Genomic DNA, 13,475 nt, shown 5'->3' with positions numbered 1-13,475 from the left:
CGGGGTGCTCGCGGGGGTGACTCAGGGCAGCTCGCAGTACTGCGGGAACGTCCGGCACGGATAGCAGGGGCCGCCCGGGCCGTAGTAGCAGGACTCGCCGGCGGGACAGACGCCGCTGTCCGGGCAGATCCGCAGCTCCTGCTCCTGCGAGCCCGGCTCCGCGGCCATGCCCTCCTCGATGGGCCCGCCACAGGCCGCCAGGCCCAGCACCGCGAACAGCCCCAGCCCACGAATCAGGTGACGACGCATGCACGCTCCTTCGGTGAGAGGAGCCCGCACGATAAGTCACGCAGGGAACGCCAGGAATAAGGGCTAGCCCTGACGCTCGTAGGTGAAGAAACCGAAGGGCAGGTCGCCCTCGGGGTGCCGTTCCTCCTCCACCAACCTCCATCCGGTCAGGTCCACGGAGGGGAAGACGGCGTCGCCGGGGAAGTCCCGCTCGATGCGCGTGAGGTAGAGCCGGTGCCACAGCGCCTGCGTCTGCGCGTAGAGGTCCGCGCCGCCCGCGATGAAGACCTCGCTGTCGCTGCTCGCTAGCGCCAGCGCCTCGTCCACCGTGTGGGCCACGCGGACGCCATGGGGCGCGGCCCAGTCGCGCTGACGGGTGAGCACCACGGTGGTGCGGCCGGGCAGGGGACGGCCGATGGAGTCGTACGTCTTGCGACCCATGACCAGGGTGTGGCCCATCGTCAGACGCTTGAAGCGCGCCAGGTCCGGCGGCAGGCGCCAGGGCAGGGTGTTGCCCTGGCCGATGACGCGGTTCGCCGCCATGGCGACGATGGCGGACACGCGCGGGCTCATACGGCCACGGGCGCCTTGATGGCGGGGTGCGGGTCGTAGCCTTCCAGCGTGAAGTCCTCGTAGCGGAAGGCGAACAGGTCCTTCACGTCCGGGTTCAGGCGCATGCGCGGCAGGGGGCGCGGTTCGCGCTTCAGCTGCTCCCGGGCCTGCTCCACGTGGTTCAGGTACAGGTGCGCGTCACCGATGGTGTGGATGAACTCGTGCGCGGTGAGGCCCGTGGCCTGCGCCACCATCATCGTCAGCAGTGAGTACGACGCGATGTTGAAGGGCAGCCCCAGGAAGATGTCCGCGCTGCGCTGGTAGAGCTGGCAGGAGAGCTTCCCGTCGGCCACGTAGAACTGGAACATCACGTGGCAGGGCGGCAGCTTCATGGAGGGCACGTCCGCCACGTTCCACGCGCTCACCAGGTGACGGCGCGAGTCCGGGTTCTTCTTCAGCCCGTCCACCAGTTGCCGCATCTGATCCACGTGGCCGCCGTCCGGCGTGTTCCACGAGCGCCACTGGTGGCCATACACGGGGCCCAGGCTGCCGTCCGCGTTGGCCCACTCGTCCCAGATGGTGACCCCCACCTCCTGGAGCGAGCGCACGTTCGAGTCGCCCCGGAGCATCCACAGGAGCTCGTGGATGATGGACTTCAGGTGGAGCTTCTTCGTCGTCACCAGGGGGAAGCCCTGGGTGAGGTCGAAGCGGAGCTGGTGGCCGAAGAGGCTCAGCGTCCCCGTGCCGGTCCGGTCGCCTTTCTTCGTCCCGTGCTCCAGGACGTGCTCCATCAGACTCAGGTATGGCCGCATGGGGCCTTTTTCCTAGGCGGGGCCGAACGGCCAAGCAATATATCCGTCGCTGATCATCTCCACACGGACTCGCCGTGTCGCATCGTTAAACAAGGGCTGCCATGAAGATCTATACGAAGACCGGCGACGCGGGAGAGACGGGCCTCTTCGGCGGTGGCCGCGTGGCGAAGGACGACGCGCTGGTGGAGGCCTACGGCGAGGTGGACGAGCTCAACGCCACGCTGGGCCTTGCCCGCACGTTCCCGCTGCCGGCGGACCTGGAGCACTTCCTCCAGCGCATCCAGGACCAGCTCTTCACGGTGGGCGCGGTGCTGGCCACGCCGCCGCACACCAAGGCGGCGGCCCACATCCCGGAGCTGCGCCCGGAGTGGGTGGAGGAGATGGAGCGCCACATCGACCGCTACGAGGAGGAGCTGCCGAAGATGACGCACTTCATCCTCCCGGGCGGCTCGCAGGCCGCCGCGGCGCTGCACCTGTCCCGCACGGTGTGCCGCCGCGCCGAGCGCCGGGTGGTGACGCTGCTTCGCGAGGACAAGGCCCCGCCCGCGGTGGCCATGTACCTGAACCGCCTGTCGGACCTGCTCTTCGTGGTGGCCCGCCTGGTGAACTTCCGCGCCGGCCTGCCGGACGTGAAGTGGATCCCCGAGAAGCCGACGAAGTAAGCCGTGTACGCGACGCAACTGCCCACTGCCCGGCTGAGGCAGCTCGCCCAGGACGTGGGCTTCGACCTCATCGGCTTCGCGCGCGCGGAGCCCATTCCCCCGTCGTCCCTGATGTCGTGGCTGGAGGCCGGCTACGACGCGGACATGGACTGGATGGGGTCGCGCGCGGAGGAGCGGCTCGACGTGTCGGTGCTCCTGCCGGGCGCGCGCACGGTGCTGTCCCTCGCGAACAACTACTGGCGTGACGACGCGCCGTCGCAGGGCTCGCCCATCGCGCGGTACGCGAGGGGCCGCGACTACCACTCCACGCTGCGCGACCGGATGAAGGCGTTCCGCAAGACCATCAACGCCTGGTACCCGGGGCTGGGCACCTACGGCGGCGTGGACAGCGGGCCCATGATGGAGAAGGTCTGGGCCGCTCGCGGGGGCCTGGGCTACGTGGGCAAGAACGGCTGTCTCATCACGGAGTCGCACGGCTCGTGGGTGCTGCTGGCCACGCTCATCCTGGACGCGGAGGTGGACGCGTACCCGGACGGGCCGGTGGCGGACCGCTGCGGCTCCTGCCGGCGGTGTCTCATGGCGTGTCCCACGGGCGCGCTGGTGGGCAACCGGCAGGTGGATGCGCGGGCGTGCCTGTCGTACCAGACGATTGAAAACCGCGACCGCGACGTGCCGGAGGCGTTCCGGCTCAAGTTCGACAACCTCATCTTCGGCTGCGACATCTGCCAGCAGGTGTGCCCGCTGAACCGCAAGCCGGTGTTCGCGGACGACGAGCGCTTCATGCCTCGCGCGGTGGCGTCCCTGGGCACGCTGGAGCTGGCGGCGCTGACCCCCGAGCAATACAAGGAACTCATTCCAGGCACGGCGCTGGCGCGCGCGCGGTACGACGGTTTGAGGCGCAACGCTGTGTATGCACTCGGTGTCGCACGGCAGGCGCACGCCCGGCCGCTGCTCGAAAAACTCAGCGGCGACGACAGCGAGCTGGTACGCAGCGCCGCACGATGGGCGCTTCTGCAACTGGAGCCGTGACGCCGTCCGCCGCGCCGCCGCCGCTCGGGCGGGTGTACGCGGCGCTGACGGTGCAGGTGCTGATCAGCGCGGGCACGTACCTGGCCGCCAAGCGGGCGATGACGGAGCTGTCGCCCTTCACGGTGGTGCTGTGGCGCTTCCTCGTCTGCGGCGTCGCGTTCGTGACGCTGCTCGCGGTGACGCCGGGCCGCAAGCTGCCGCCGCGCCATGCGTGGCCGCGCATCGTGCTGTTGGGGCTGATGGGCGGGCCGGTGAACCAGACGCTGTTCTTCTCCGGCCTGTCGCGCTCCACGGCGGCGCACGCGGCGCTGTTCTACGCGCTCACGCCGCTGGGCGTGTACGTGGCCAGCCTGGTGCTGGGCCGGGAGCGTGCGTCCACGCGGACGACGGTGGGCATCCTCACGGCGCTGGTGGGCGTGGTGGTGCTGCTGTTGGGCCGGGGGCTCGCGAGCGCGCGGGGCACGCTGGAGGGCGACCTGCTCATCCTCGCGGCGGTGGTGGCGTGGGTGGTCTACACGACGGAAGGCAAGTCGCTGGCCACCGAGCATGGGCCGCTGCGCGCGACGGCGTGGACGATGACGGTCGCCACGGTGTTGCAGTTGCCGCTCGCTCCGTTCGTGCTGGAGCCCCAGGCGGTGTGGGCCTCCAGCGCCGCGGCGAAGGCGTCCATCGTGTACGTGGGTTTGATGACGTCGGTGGTGGCGTACCTGCTCTGGTCCTACGCGCTGTCGAAGGTGCCCGCGTCGCGCGTGGCCATCTTCTCCAACCTGCAACCGGCGGTGACGGCGCTCGTCGCGTGGCTCTTCCTGGATGAAGCGCTGCACTGGGAGCTGGCGCTGGGGGGCGTGCTGGTGCTCGTGGGCGTGCGGCTGACGCAGGGTGTGCCGGTGAAGGCCGCGCCGGTGGTGGTGCGCGCGGGCTGAAGCACGAAGCCCCCCGAAGGCAGGCGGCCTCGCGGAGGGCTTCAGGTTGCGCTTTGCGTGGGAGACGGCGTCAGTCGCCGTTGGGGTCCCACTCGGAGATGTCCTTCCGGGCGGGCTCCGCCGGAATGGCGGGGCGCGGCGGCTCCTGGATGCGGGGCGGCGGCTCCTTCTTCGCCACCGGCGGAGGCGGGGGCGGAAGGTCCTCTGCGTCCGAGTCCGAGCGGCTCGGCTGCGCGGGCTCGGCCATCACCGGCTTCGGCTCGGGCTTGCGCGGGGGCGGCTCCGCGCGGGGCGGCGGCTCCGCGAACGCATCGATGTCCGGCGTCTCCGAGCGACGGGGCTCCGGCTCGGGCGCCACGGCGGGGGAGGGCGGGGGCGGCGTGCGCTCCGGCTCCCGGGCCTTCACCGGGACGGCCGCCTGCGGCCGGCCGTTGTTCCTCGCGGGCTTCTCGTCCGACGCGCGGTAGCCCGTGCGCTCCGGGGGCGGCTCCGGCGGATCATCGTAGGAGTCGCGCACCGGCCTCGCGCGCGGCTGCTTGTTCTCCTCGTCGCCGAAGGGGTCCTCCTCGCGGCGGCGGTCCTTCTCCTTGATTTCGCGCAGCTTGGCCGCTTCCGTCTTGCTCGCCCGGCGCTCGGGCGCGGCCTCCGGTGCGTCCGGCGCCCGGTTGTTCACCGCGTTGAACCGGCGGGTGCACTGGTTGCGCGTCTCCAGGCAGCCGTCGAAACAGCGCGTCAGCTTCTTGAGGGCGGCGCCGTTGCCGCCGTACTCGATGGTGCAGTCCTCCTTGCACGTGGTGGCGTCCTCCTCGCAGCCGGGCGGGACGGGACCGGCCAGGGCAGGGGTTCCAAACAGGACGCTGAGGACGACGAGGCGCGGAAGAAGACGCATGGCAAATGTGAAAGCTACCAGTCTTCCGCGCTTCCTGGGCGAGCCCCCCGCGATATCGTCAGGCCCACGCCCGGCGACCGGGCGAGAGGAGACGCATGGCGGCGGTCAAGGTGGGCATCATCGGGGGCCAAGCCCTCTACCAGGCCCTGGGACTCCAGGGGCGCGGCGAACACCTCTCCGTGGAGACGCCCTTCGGGCCCCACAGCGCCCCACTCATCGCCACGGAACTGGACGGCGTCCCCATCGTCTTCGTCTTCCGCCACGGCCAGGGTCACGTCCACAACGCCACCCGCGCCCCCTACCGCGCCAACCTCTTCGCCCTGAAGACGCTCGGCGTCACCCACGTGGTCGCCACCGGCACCGTGGGCAGCCTGCGTGACGCCATCCAGCCGCTGCACCTGGCCCTGCCGGATCAGGTCATCGACCGGACCTACCGCCGCCCCTGCACGTTCTACGACGACGTCGCCGTGCACGTGGAGCTGGCCCAGCCCTTCTGCTCCACCCTGCGCCAGACGCTCACCGACGCGGCCCACAAGAGCGACACGGAGGTCCACGCCTCCGCCACCTACGTCTGCATCGAGGGCCCCTCCTTGAGCACCCAGGCGGAGAGCCAGCTGTACCGCACGTGGGGCGGGGACCTGGTGGGGCTCACCGCCATGCCGGAGGCGCGGCTCGCCCGCGAGGCGGAGCTGCACTACGCCCTCATCGCGCTGCCCACCGACCACGACTCCTGGCGCTCGCAGCCCGTGGGCCAGGAACCCGAAGCGCTCCTGCCGCAGTTCACCCAGCGGCTGGACGCCGTCACCGCCCACGGCGCCGCGCTCCTGCGCCGTGCGCTGCCCCGCATCGCGGGCACGCCCACCACCTGCCGCTGCGCCAGCGCGCTCGCGCTGGCCATCTTCACCGACCGCACCCGCATCCCCGCGGAGGTGAAGAGCCGCCTGCGCCCGCTCCTGGGCCGCTACCTGCCCTCCGGGCTCGTCTAGCGTTCAACACCCGGCACGTCGTCAGTGCCACTGACCGCGAGCGCTCGGCCGGCTGCCTGCTGCCGAATGGCCGGGCCGTTCACACATTGGCTCCCCACAGACCCGAGGGGGAACCACATGGGGCTGCCACGGCTCAAGTACCTGACGTGGAGGGAGTTCGCGCGTCGCTTCTGGAAGGAGATTGAAGAGGACACCGTCACCGACGTGGCGGCGCAGCTGTCCTACTACTTCATCTTCTCCCTGTTCCCCTTCCTGTTCTTCCTGGTCACGCTGGTGGCGTACATGCCGTTCGCGCCCGGCGCCGTGGACGCGATGATGGACCGCATCCGCCCGCTGGTGCCCGGCGACGCGCTGGGCGTGGTGAGCCAGCACCTGACGTCCATCGTCGGGGAGACGCGCCCCAAGCTGCTCACCGTGGGTCTCATCGTGGCGCTGTGGACGGCGTCGCGCGGCGTGGATGCCCTGCGCAAGGCGCTCAACCTGGCCTACGACGTGTCGGAGTCCCGGCCCTACTGGAAGACGCAGGGCCTGGCGCTGCTGGTGACGCTGCTGGGCGGCCTGCTCATCCCCCTGTCCTTCGCCATCCTGCTGCTGGGCGGGCGCGTGGGGGCGTGGGTGGCGGACAAGCTGGCGCTCATCGACGAGTTCCACCTCGTCTGGTCCTGGCTGCGCTGGCCCTTCACCGCGGCGCTGGTGATGCTGATGCTGTCGCTCTGCTACTACCTGCTGCCGGACGTGAAGCAGCGCTTCAAGTACATCACCCCGGGCTCCGTGATTGGCACCCTGGCGTGGCTGGGCAGCACCTGGGGCTTCACCCAGTACGTGGAGCACTTCGGCAAGTACGACGTCACCTACGGCTCCATCGGTGGCGTGGTGGTGCTGCTCCTGTGGCTCTACATCTCCGGGCTCATCTTCATCCTCGGAGGGGAGCTCAACGCCATCCTGGAGCACGCCTCCGCGCAGGGGAAGGCGAAGGGCGCGCGCGACTTCGGCCAGCCCGCGCCCCTGGAGCCGCCCCTCAAGACGCCCGGCGCGGCCAAGAGCGCCGCCAGCGCCCGGAAGACGCGGCTCGCGCTGTTCAAGCGCAAGCGCCGCGTGGCGGAAGGCAAGGATCCGGAGCCCCCGGGCCTGGTGCCGGACGGGAGCGACAACCCGTCCGTGCACTGAAGCGTCAGGGGCTCGGACGTCGCGGCTACTGCTTGGGCAGCTTGGCCTGGATGGCCGGCAGCCCGCCCGGGGCGTTGCGGTCGCCCTTGAGGCCCTGCTGCGCGATGATCTTCCGCAGGTGCGCGATGCGGTCCTCGTTGGTGGGGTGCGTGGACAGCCACTTGAGCACGCCCGGCGTGGAGCCCTGCTCCTTCTGGAGCTTCTGGAAGAAGGTGATGAGGCCGTTGGGGTCGAAGCCCGCGGCGGAGGCGTACTTCGCGCCGTACTCGTCCGCTTCCGTCTCCTCGCTGCGGCCGTGCGCCAACTGCAGCCCGCCGCCCGCAAGCTGCGCGGCGATCTGCGCGGCGGTGCCCGGGTTCTGGCCCAGCGCCACCTGGGTGATGGCCTGCAGGCCGTAGGCGTTCACCATGGCGCGCGCGGAGTGACGGCCCACCACGTGGCCCGCCTCGTGCGCCATCACGCCCGCCAGCTCCGCCTCCGTGTCCGCCGCGAGCAAGAGGCCCGTGTACACGTAGAGGAAGCCGCCCGGCGTGGCGAAGGCGTTGACCGTCTTCGGGTCGTTGATGACGTTGACCTTCCACTTCACCCCGGAGCGGTCCTTGTTGGCCTGCGCGAGGATGGGCTGGGAGATGCCCCGGACGTACGCCAGCACCTCCGGGTCCTCCACGTATTTGACGTTCTCCTTCGTCTCCAGCTCCTTCTTCACCTGAAGGCCGAGCTCGTTCTCCTGCTCGTCGGAGATGAGGACACTGGCAATCGCCTTCTCCGCGCCCACGCGCTGCTTCGCGCAGCCCGTGGAGAAGCCAGCGGCCAGGGTGAGGGTCAGGAGTGCGGTGACCATCCGTTGCATGGGCGAGTCGTCCTTCGCTTGGGGGTTGGAGGCTTTCCTGGGCCCGTCGTAGCCGCGCCTCCAGGTCCCGGGCAAGCACCTTCCCGGAGCGCCATCCACCGGGGGACATGCGCCGGAAACAGTCCGGTGGTATGCCCCGGCGCCTGGATGCCTGAACTACCGGAAGTGGAGATCGCCCGGCGCAACCTGGAGCGCTGGTTCAAGGGCCACCGCATCGTGCGCGCGGAAGCGGACGCGACCCGCGTCTTCCGGGGCGCGGAGCTGCCCCACTTCACCCGGCTCACCGGGCGCGTCACCGCCCTGGAGCGCAAGGGGAAGTACCTGCTCATCACCTTGGAGGGCGGTCATGGCCTGATGGCCCACCTGGGCATGACGGGCAAGTTCGTGCGCCGCAAGGAGGGCGAGCCCGTCCCCCACAGCCGCGCCCGCTTCCACCTGGAGGACGGCCACGTGGTCCACTTCAGTGATCCACGCCTCTTTGGCCGCATGGAGCCCGTGCCCGCGAAGCAGTTGTGGGAGCTGCCCGCGGTGAAGGCCCTGGGGCGCGACCCCCTGACGGAAGGGCTCACCGGCCCCCAGCTCCAGGAGGCGGTGGGGGACTCCAAGCAGGACCTGAAGGTGGCGCTGATGGACCAGGGCCGCGTCGCGGGCCTGGGCAACATCCACGCGGCGGAGGCGCTCTTCCGCGCGGGGCTGCACCCGGCGCGCAAGCCCGGCACCCTCACGCCGGACGACTGGAAGCACCTGGCCAGGGCCATCCACGCCGCCTTCGACTTCGCCTTCAAGGAGCAGGAGGGCGAGGACATCACCTATCTGGAGGAGGCGGGCTCCGTGAACCGCTTCCGCGTCTACGGGCGGGCCGAAGGGCCGTGCTCGAAGTGCGGAACGACCGTGGAGTCCTTCACCCAGGGTGGGCGCACCACGCATTTCTGTCCGAAATGTCAGCCGCTCTCCACGGTTGCTGCCCGCGCGTCCCGGAAGGGGACGGCGGCGCCAAAGGGGACGTCCCCCGCCGTCAGCGGCCCGAAACCCCGATCCCGTAGACGTTGACACCCCAGGGGGGCATGGCTTGAATCGCCCGCCCTTTACACCCGGCCGCGTCATGTCGCGGCCCCGGAGACCGTTGACCATGCCTCACGTCCTGCTGGCGGCGCTGCTCGTCGCCTCGTCCACGGCCACCGCCCAGACGCCGGTGCCCGATGGTGGCACGCCCGCGGCAGCACCCCAGGAGTCGGCCCCCGCCGCGGCTCCCGCGGCCCCGGCCGCCGCTTCCCCCGCCCCCGCCGCCGCCCCGGCCTCCGAAGGTTCCGTCAGCCGCGAGGAGCTGGAGCAGCGCCTGGAGGCCACGCGGCAGGAGCTGCGCGAGGACATCCGCGCCCAGACGGCCACCCAGGCCGTGGCCAACAATGACTGGCAGGAGGAGTGGACGGAGGAGAAGCGCAAGCTGGAGCTGTTCACGCTGGACGGCTACCTGCGCGTGCGCCCCACGCTCTTCTACAAGTTCGACCTGGGCAAGCCCGCGCTGCCCACCGGCACGCCCCTGGGCCGCCAGCTGTGGACGCGCTCGCCGCGCTCCGCCTCCGAGCAGACCCAGGCCGGCGCCAACATGCGCTTCCGCCTGGATCCGTCCTTCAACGTCTCCGAGGACGTGCGCATCAAGGCGCAGGTGGACGCGCTGGACAACATCCTGCTGGGCTCCAACCCGGACAGCGCCTACAGCGGGGATGGGCGCAACAACTTCACGCTCTTCTCGGAGAACCAGTCCCCGTCCAACTCCGCCGTCAACGCGTTCAAGGACTCCGTCCATGTCCGCCGCGCGTACGGTGAGGTGACGACGCCGGTGGGCATCCTGCGCTTCGGCCGCATGGGCAGCCACTGGGGCCTGGGCATGCTGCGCAACGACGGCAACTGCCTGGACTGTGACTACGGCGACACGGTGGACCGCATCCAGTTCGTCACGGAGCCGTTCGCCGGCTGGTACGTGACGCCCATGCTGGACTTCAACTCGGAAGGGCTGTCCACGGAGAAGGCCAACGCCCTGGGCGAGCCGGTGGACCTCACCCAGTCCGACGACGCGCACAGCCTGGTGCTGGCCATCGCGCGGCGCGACACCGACCAGCAGCAGAAGGCCAAGCTGGACAACAACCAGGGCGTCCTCAACTACGGCCTGTACTTCACCTACCGCACGCAGCGGTACGCGACGACGACGGAGACGGGCGTCCCGTTCGAGGACGCCAACCCCTCCAACCCCATCAACGTCACCACGCCGACCTTCGTCCCGCGCGGCGGCACGCTCTACATCCCGGACCTGTGGTTCAAGTACGAGGAGAAGAAGTTCCGCGTCGAGGCGGAGTTCGCCGCGCAGCTGGGCACCATCGACGGGCGCGCGCTGACGGCCAACGACCCCACCACCCAGTCGCTGCGCGTGGCGCAGTTCGGCGGCGTGCTCCAGACGGAGTTCCACGTCATCGAGAACAAGCTGCACCTGGGCATCGAGATGGGCTTCGCGTCCGGTGACAAGGCGCCGGGCTTCGGCAACTACCCGGGCCGCCAGGGCACGGGCTCGGACGGCAACACCGCGCCGGGCGACGTGGAGGGCCGTCAGTACAGCTGCGACAACGGCGGCTGCAGCGACAACGCCATCCGCAACTTCCGCTTCAACCGCGACTACCGCGTGGACCTCATCCTGTGGCGGTCCATCCTCAATGGCGTCACGGACGCGTTCTACGTGAAGCCGGGCCTCAAGTACTCCATCGCGGAGGGCTTCGACGTCTTCGGCAGCGTCATCTACTCGCAGGCGTTCTACGCGGAGTCCACGCCGTCCTACACCAGCAAGAGCCTGGGCCTGGAGGCGGACATCGGCGCGCGCTACATCACGGAGGACGGCTTCGTGGCGGGCATCGACTACGGCATCCTCTTCCCGCTGGACGGCCTGAAGGACCTGAACCTGCCGGGCCAGGAGCTCAGCACCGCGCACGCCATCCGCGGCACGCTGGCCATCCGGTTCTAGCCCATGCGCTCCTCGCTCCCGCGGCTGTGCGCCGCCACCAGCCTGACGCTCGCGCTGGTGGCGTGCGGCATCAAGGGCAGTCCCCGCGCGCCCCGTCCGGCGCCGCTGCCCGCGCCCACGGCGGAGACGGTGCCCGCGCAGCAGTCGCCTCACGGACCCGTGGAGCCCTCGGGCCCCACGGTGCCTCCGTCCACCGCGGACGCCGGGTTGCCCGAGTGAGCGTCTTCCACCACCAGAAGGGCGTGCTGCACGCGGAGAAGGTGCCGCTGCCCGCCATCGCGGACGCGGTGGGCACCCCCACGTACGTCTACTCCACCGCCGCGCTCACGGAGCGCTTCCAGGCGGTGACGGAGGCGTTCCAGGGGCAGAAGCACCTCATCTGCTACTCGGTGAAGGCCAACTCCAACCTGGCCATCCTGGGGCTCTTCGCGAAGCAGGGCAGCGGCTTCGACATCGTGTCCGGCGGCGAGCTGGCGCGCGTGAAGCAGGCCGGCGGCGAGCCGGGCCGGACGGTGTTCGCGGGCGTGGGCAAGACGCCGGACGAGATGGCCCAGGCGCTGTCCCAGGGCCTCTTGCTCTTCAACGTGGAGAGCGCGGAGGAATTGGACGCGCTGGACGCCGTGGGGCGCAGGCTGGGCAAGCGCGCGCCGTTCGCCCTGCGCGTGAACCCGGACGTGGACGCGCGCACGCACCGCTACATCTCCACCGGCCTGAAGACGTCCAAGTTCGGCGTGCCCTTCGAGGAGGCGGTCGCCCTCTACGCGAAGGCGAAGAAGATGAAGGGGCTCCAGGCGCTGGGGCTGGACTGCCACATCGGCTCGCAGCTCACGCGCACCGCTCCCATGAAGGCCGCCCTCACCAAGGTGGCGGACCTCTACGTCACGCTCAAGGCCCGGGGCCACGCGCTGGAGTACCTGGACGTGGGCGGCGGGCTGGGCATCACCTATTCGGACGAGACGCCGCCCAGCCCCCAGGAGTACGCGCGCACGGTGCTCAACGCGACGGAGGGCACCGGGGCCACGCTGCTGTTGGAGCCCGGCCGGGCGCTCGTGGGCAACGCGGGCGTGCTGCTCACGCGCGTGCTGTACCGCAAGCCCACCGAGGCGCGGACCTTCGTGGTGGTGGACGCGGGCATGAACGACCTGATGCGCCCGGCCCTCTACGAGGCGCACCACGACCTGAAGCCGGTGGTGAAGCGCCGCGGCCGGGACGTGGAGGTGGACGTCGTGGGGCCGGTGTGTGAGTCCACGGACGTGCTCGCGAGAGCGCGCCCCCTGGTGCTGCCCCGCCAGGACGACCTGTACGCCTTCATGAGCGCCGGGGCTTACGGGATGAGCATGGCTTCCACCTACAACTCGCGGCCCCGGCCGGCGGAGGTGCTGGTGGACGGAGCGGCCTGGCGTGTCGTGCGGGAGCGCGAGCGCGTCGAGGACCTCTGGCGCGGCGAGCGGGCCTGAACGTATAAGCGCCGGCATGAAGACCTTCGAAGGCTCCATGACGGCGCTGGCCACTCCGTTCCGTGAAGGGGTGCTGGACGAGGGGGCCTTCCGGGCCCTGGTGCGCTACCAGTTGTTGGGCGGCACGAACGTGCTCTTGCCCATGGGCACCACCGGCGAAGCGGTCACCATGGATGCGGACGAGCGCGCGCGCGCCATCGCCGTCGTCGTGGACGAGGTGAAGGGCCGCGTGCCGGTGGTGGCGGGCGCGGGCAGCAACAGCACGCGCGAGACGATTGAGTCCGTGCGCCGCGCGCGCGAGGTGGGCGCCAACGGCGCGCTCATCGTCACGCCCTACTACAACAAGCCCACGCAGGCGGGCCTGGTGGAGCACTACCGCGCCATCGCGAAGGCGCACCCGGGCTTCCCGCTCATCGCCTACAACGTGCCGGGCCGCACGGGCGTGGACCTGCTGCCGGAGACGGTGCTCCAGCTGTGTGACATCCCGGAGGTCGTGGCGCTGAAGGAGGCCACGGGCAACCTCATCCGCGCGGTGGACCTGGTGGAGAAGTGCGGCGATCGGATGACCCTCTTGTCCGGCGACGACTTCACGGTGCTGCCCTTCATCGCGTGCGGCGGCAAGGGCGTCATCTCCGTGTCCTCCAACGTCGCGCCCCGCATCATGGCGGAACTGGTGGCGGCGGCGCGGAGCAACGACATCGCGAAGGCGCGCGACATCCAAGTACGGATGAACGCGCTGCACCGGCTGCTCTTCGTGGAGTCCAACCCCATCCCGGTGAAGTGGGCGCTGCACCTGATGGGCATGTTCGGCCCGGAAGTCCGGCTTCCGCTCGTGCCCATGGGCGAGGCGAACGCCGCGAAGCTCAAGGCCGAGCTGTCCGGGCTGGGCCTGCTGCCGTTCTGAAGGGAT

Annotated in this window: 15 protein-coding genes; 10 read left to right on the top strand and 5 right to left on the bottom strand. The window is 70.4% G+C overall.

The window, feature by feature from the left end; all coding sequences use genetic code 11:
* Nucleotides 1-21: 21 nt before the first annotated feature.
* From ACX114_RS32440 to ACX114_RS32430, 3 genes are all read right to left on the bottom strand, one after another.
* Nucleotides 22-249 carry a hypothetical protein gene (locus tag ACX114_RS32440; RefSeq protein WP_459291029.1) on the bottom strand — a complete coding sequence of 76 codons (228 nt, stop codon included), beginning with the start codon at nt 247-249 and terminating at the stop codon, nt 22-24.
* Nucleotides 250-312: 63 nt separating this feature from the next.
* A complete protein-coding gene (locus ACX114_RS32435) occupies nt 313-801 on the bottom strand; it encodes a dihydrofolate reductase (protein WP_459291027.1) in 489 nt (162 codons plus the stop codon).
* Nucleotides 798-1,592: a thymidylate synthase gene (locus ACX114_RS32430; RefSeq protein WP_459291025.1), complete on the bottom strand. Its 795-nt coding sequence runs from the start codon at nt 1,590-1,592 to the stop codon at nt 798-800. Before ACX114_RS32430 ends, ACX114_RS32435 begins: the two co-directional genes overlap by 4 nt.
* A gap of 101 nt (nt 1,593-1,693) precedes the next feature.
* On the opposite strand from ACX114_RS32430, the gene ACX114_RS32425 reads away from it, so the two are divergent.
* Genes ACX114_RS32425 through ACX114_RS32415 form a run of 3 tightly spaced genes read left to right on the top strand, consistent with a single transcriptional unit; the run spans nt 1,694 to nt 4,206 of the window.
* A complete protein-coding gene (locus ACX114_RS32425) occupies nt 1,694-2,254 on the top strand; it encodes a cob(I)yrinic acid a,c-diamide adenosyltransferase (RefSeq protein ID WP_459291023.1) in 561 nt (186 codons plus the stop codon).
* Nucleotides 2,255-2,257: 3 nt separating this feature from the next.
* A complete protein-coding gene (gene queG, locus ACX114_RS32420) occupies nt 2,258-3,283 on the top strand; it encodes a tRNA epoxyqueuosine(34) reductase QueG (protein WP_459291022.1) in 1,026 nt (341 codons plus the stop codon).
* A complete protein-coding gene (locus ACX114_RS32415; protein ID WP_459291020.1) occupies nt 3,256-4,206 on the top strand; it encodes a DMT family transporter in 951 nt (316 codons plus the stop codon). The genes queG and ACX114_RS32415 overlap by 28 nt, the downstream gene beginning before the upstream one ends.
* A 70-nt stretch (nt 4,207-4,276) precedes the next feature.
* Here the strand turns inward: ACX114_RS32415 and ACX114_RS32410 are convergent, their stop codons facing one another.
* Nucleotides 4,277-5,095: a hypothetical protein gene (locus tag ACX114_RS32410; RefSeq protein ID WP_459291018.1), complete on the bottom strand. Its 819-nt coding sequence runs from the start codon at nt 5,093-5,095 to the stop codon at nt 4,277-4,279.
* Nucleotides 5,096-5,190: 95 nt separating this feature from the next.
* On the opposite strand from ACX114_RS32410, the gene ACX114_RS32405 reads away from it, so the two are divergent.
* Nucleotides 5,191-6,081, top strand: a complete 891-nt coding sequence (locus ACX114_RS32405; RefSeq protein ID WP_459291016.1) for an MTAP family purine nucleoside phosphorylase — start codon at nt 5,191-5,193, stop codon at nt 6,079-6,081.
* A 117-nt stretch (nt 6,082-6,198) separates the two neighbouring features.
* The gene (locus ACX114_RS32400) at nt 6,199-7,248 is read left to right on the top strand and encodes a YihY/virulence factor BrkB family protein (protein WP_459291014.1); all 1,050 of its coding nucleotides are present in this window, start codon (nt 6,199-6,201) and stop codon (nt 7,246-7,248) included.
* Between the two features lie 25 nt (nt 7,249-7,273).
* Here the strand turns inward: ACX114_RS32400 and ACX114_RS32395 are convergent, their stop codons facing one another.
* The gene (locus ACX114_RS32395) at nt 7,274-8,098 is read right to left on the bottom strand and encodes a M48 family metallopeptidase (protein WP_459291012.1); all 825 of its coding nucleotides are present in this window, start codon (nt 8,096-8,098) and stop codon (nt 7,274-7,276) included.
* 147 nt (nt 8,099-8,245) lie between these two features.
* Between ACX114_RS32395 and mutM the strand changes: the two genes are divergently transcribed.
* The 5 genes from mutM (at nt 8,246) to dapA (ending at nt 13,469) form a co-directional block, all read left to right on the top strand.
* A complete protein-coding gene (mutM, locus tag ACX114_RS32390; protein WP_459291010.1) occupies nt 8,246-9,148 on the top strand; it encodes a bifunctional DNA-formamidopyrimidine glycosylase/DNA-(apurinic or apyrimidinic site) lyase in 903 nt (300 codons plus the stop codon).
* Between the two features lie 79 nt (nt 9,149-9,227).
* Nucleotides 9,228-11,108, top strand: coding sequence for a TIGR04551 family protein (locus ACX114_RS32385; protein WP_459291008.1), 1,881 nt, complete (start codon nt 9,228-9,230; stop codon nt 11,106-11,108).
* Between the two features lie 3 nt (nt 11,109-11,111).
* Nucleotides 11,112-11,327, top strand: a complete 216-nt coding sequence (locus tag ACX114_RS32380; protein ID WP_459291006.1) for a hypothetical protein — start codon at nt 11,112-11,114, stop codon at nt 11,325-11,327.
* Nucleotides 11,324-12,565: a diaminopimelate decarboxylase gene (gene lysA, locus ACX114_RS32375; protein ID WP_459291004.1), complete on the top strand. Its 1,242-nt coding sequence runs from the start codon at nt 11,324-11,326 to the stop codon at nt 12,563-12,565. Before ACX114_RS32380 ends, lysA begins: the two co-directional genes overlap by 4 nt.
* A gap of 16 nt (nt 12,566-12,581) precedes the next feature.
* Entirely contained in the window at nt 12,582-13,469 is an 888-nt protein-coding gene (gene dapA / locus ACX114_RS32370) for a 4-hydroxy-tetrahydrodipicolinate synthase (protein ID WP_459291002.1), read from the top strand.
* Nucleotides 13,470-13,475: the final 6 nt, after the last annotated feature.

The organism is Corallococcus sp. M7, assembly GCF_054512695.1.
This window is presented reverse-complemented; position numbering and strand designations above follow the sequence as displayed.

Excerpts from the sequence above, each read along its gene's own strand:
- ACX114_RS32440 (WP_459291029.1), bottom strand. The coding sequence starts at position 249 with ATGCGTCGTCACCTGATTCGTGGGCTGGGGCTGTTCGCGGTGCTGGGC.
- ACX114_RS32435 (WP_459291027.1), bottom strand. The coding sequence starts at position 801 with ATGAGCCCGCGCGTGTCCGCCATCGTCGCCATGGCGGCGAACCGCGTC.
- ACX114_RS32430 (WP_459291025.1), bottom strand. The coding sequence starts at position 1,592 with ATGCGGCCATACCTGAGTCTGATGGAGCACGTCCTGGAGCACGGGACG.
- ACX114_RS32425 (WP_459291023.1), top strand. The coding sequence starts at position 1,694 with ATGAAGATCTATACGAAGACCGGCGACGCGGGAGAGACGGGCCTCTTC.
- ACX114_RS32415 (WP_459291020.1), top strand. The coding sequence starts at position 3,256 with ATGGGCGCTTCTGCAACTGGAGCCGTGACGCCGTCCGCCGCGCCGCCG.
- ACX114_RS32410 (WP_459291018.1), bottom strand. The coding sequence starts at position 5,095 with ATGCGTCTTCTTCCGCGCCTCGTCGTCCTCAGCGTCCTGTTTGGAACC.
- ACX114_RS32405 (WP_459291016.1), top strand. The coding sequence starts at position 5,191 with ATGGCGGCGGTCAAGGTGGGCATCATCGGGGGCCAAGCCCTCTACCAG.
- ACX114_RS32400 (WP_459291014.1), top strand. The coding sequence starts at position 6,199 with ATGGGGCTGCCACGGCTCAAGTACCTGACGTGGAGGGAGTTCGCGCGT.
- ACX114_RS32395 (WP_459291012.1), bottom strand. The coding sequence starts at position 8,098 with ATGCAACGGATGGTCACCGCACTCCTGACCCTCACCCTGGCCGCTGGC.
- mutM (WP_459291010.1), top strand. The coding sequence starts at position 8,246 with ATGCCTGAACTACCGGAAGTGGAGATCGCCCGGCGCAACCTGGAGCGC.
- ACX114_RS32385 (WP_459291008.1), top strand. The coding sequence starts at position 9,228 with ATGCCTCACGTCCTGCTGGCGGCGCTGCTCGTCGCCTCGTCCACGGCC.
- ACX114_RS32380 (WP_459291006.1), top strand. The coding sequence starts at position 11,112 with ATGCGCTCCTCGCTCCCGCGGCTGTGCGCCGCCACCAGCCTGACGCTC.
- dapA (WP_459291002.1), top strand. The coding sequence starts at position 12,582 with ATGAAGACCTTCGAAGGCTCCATGACGGCGCTGGCCACTCCGTTCCGT.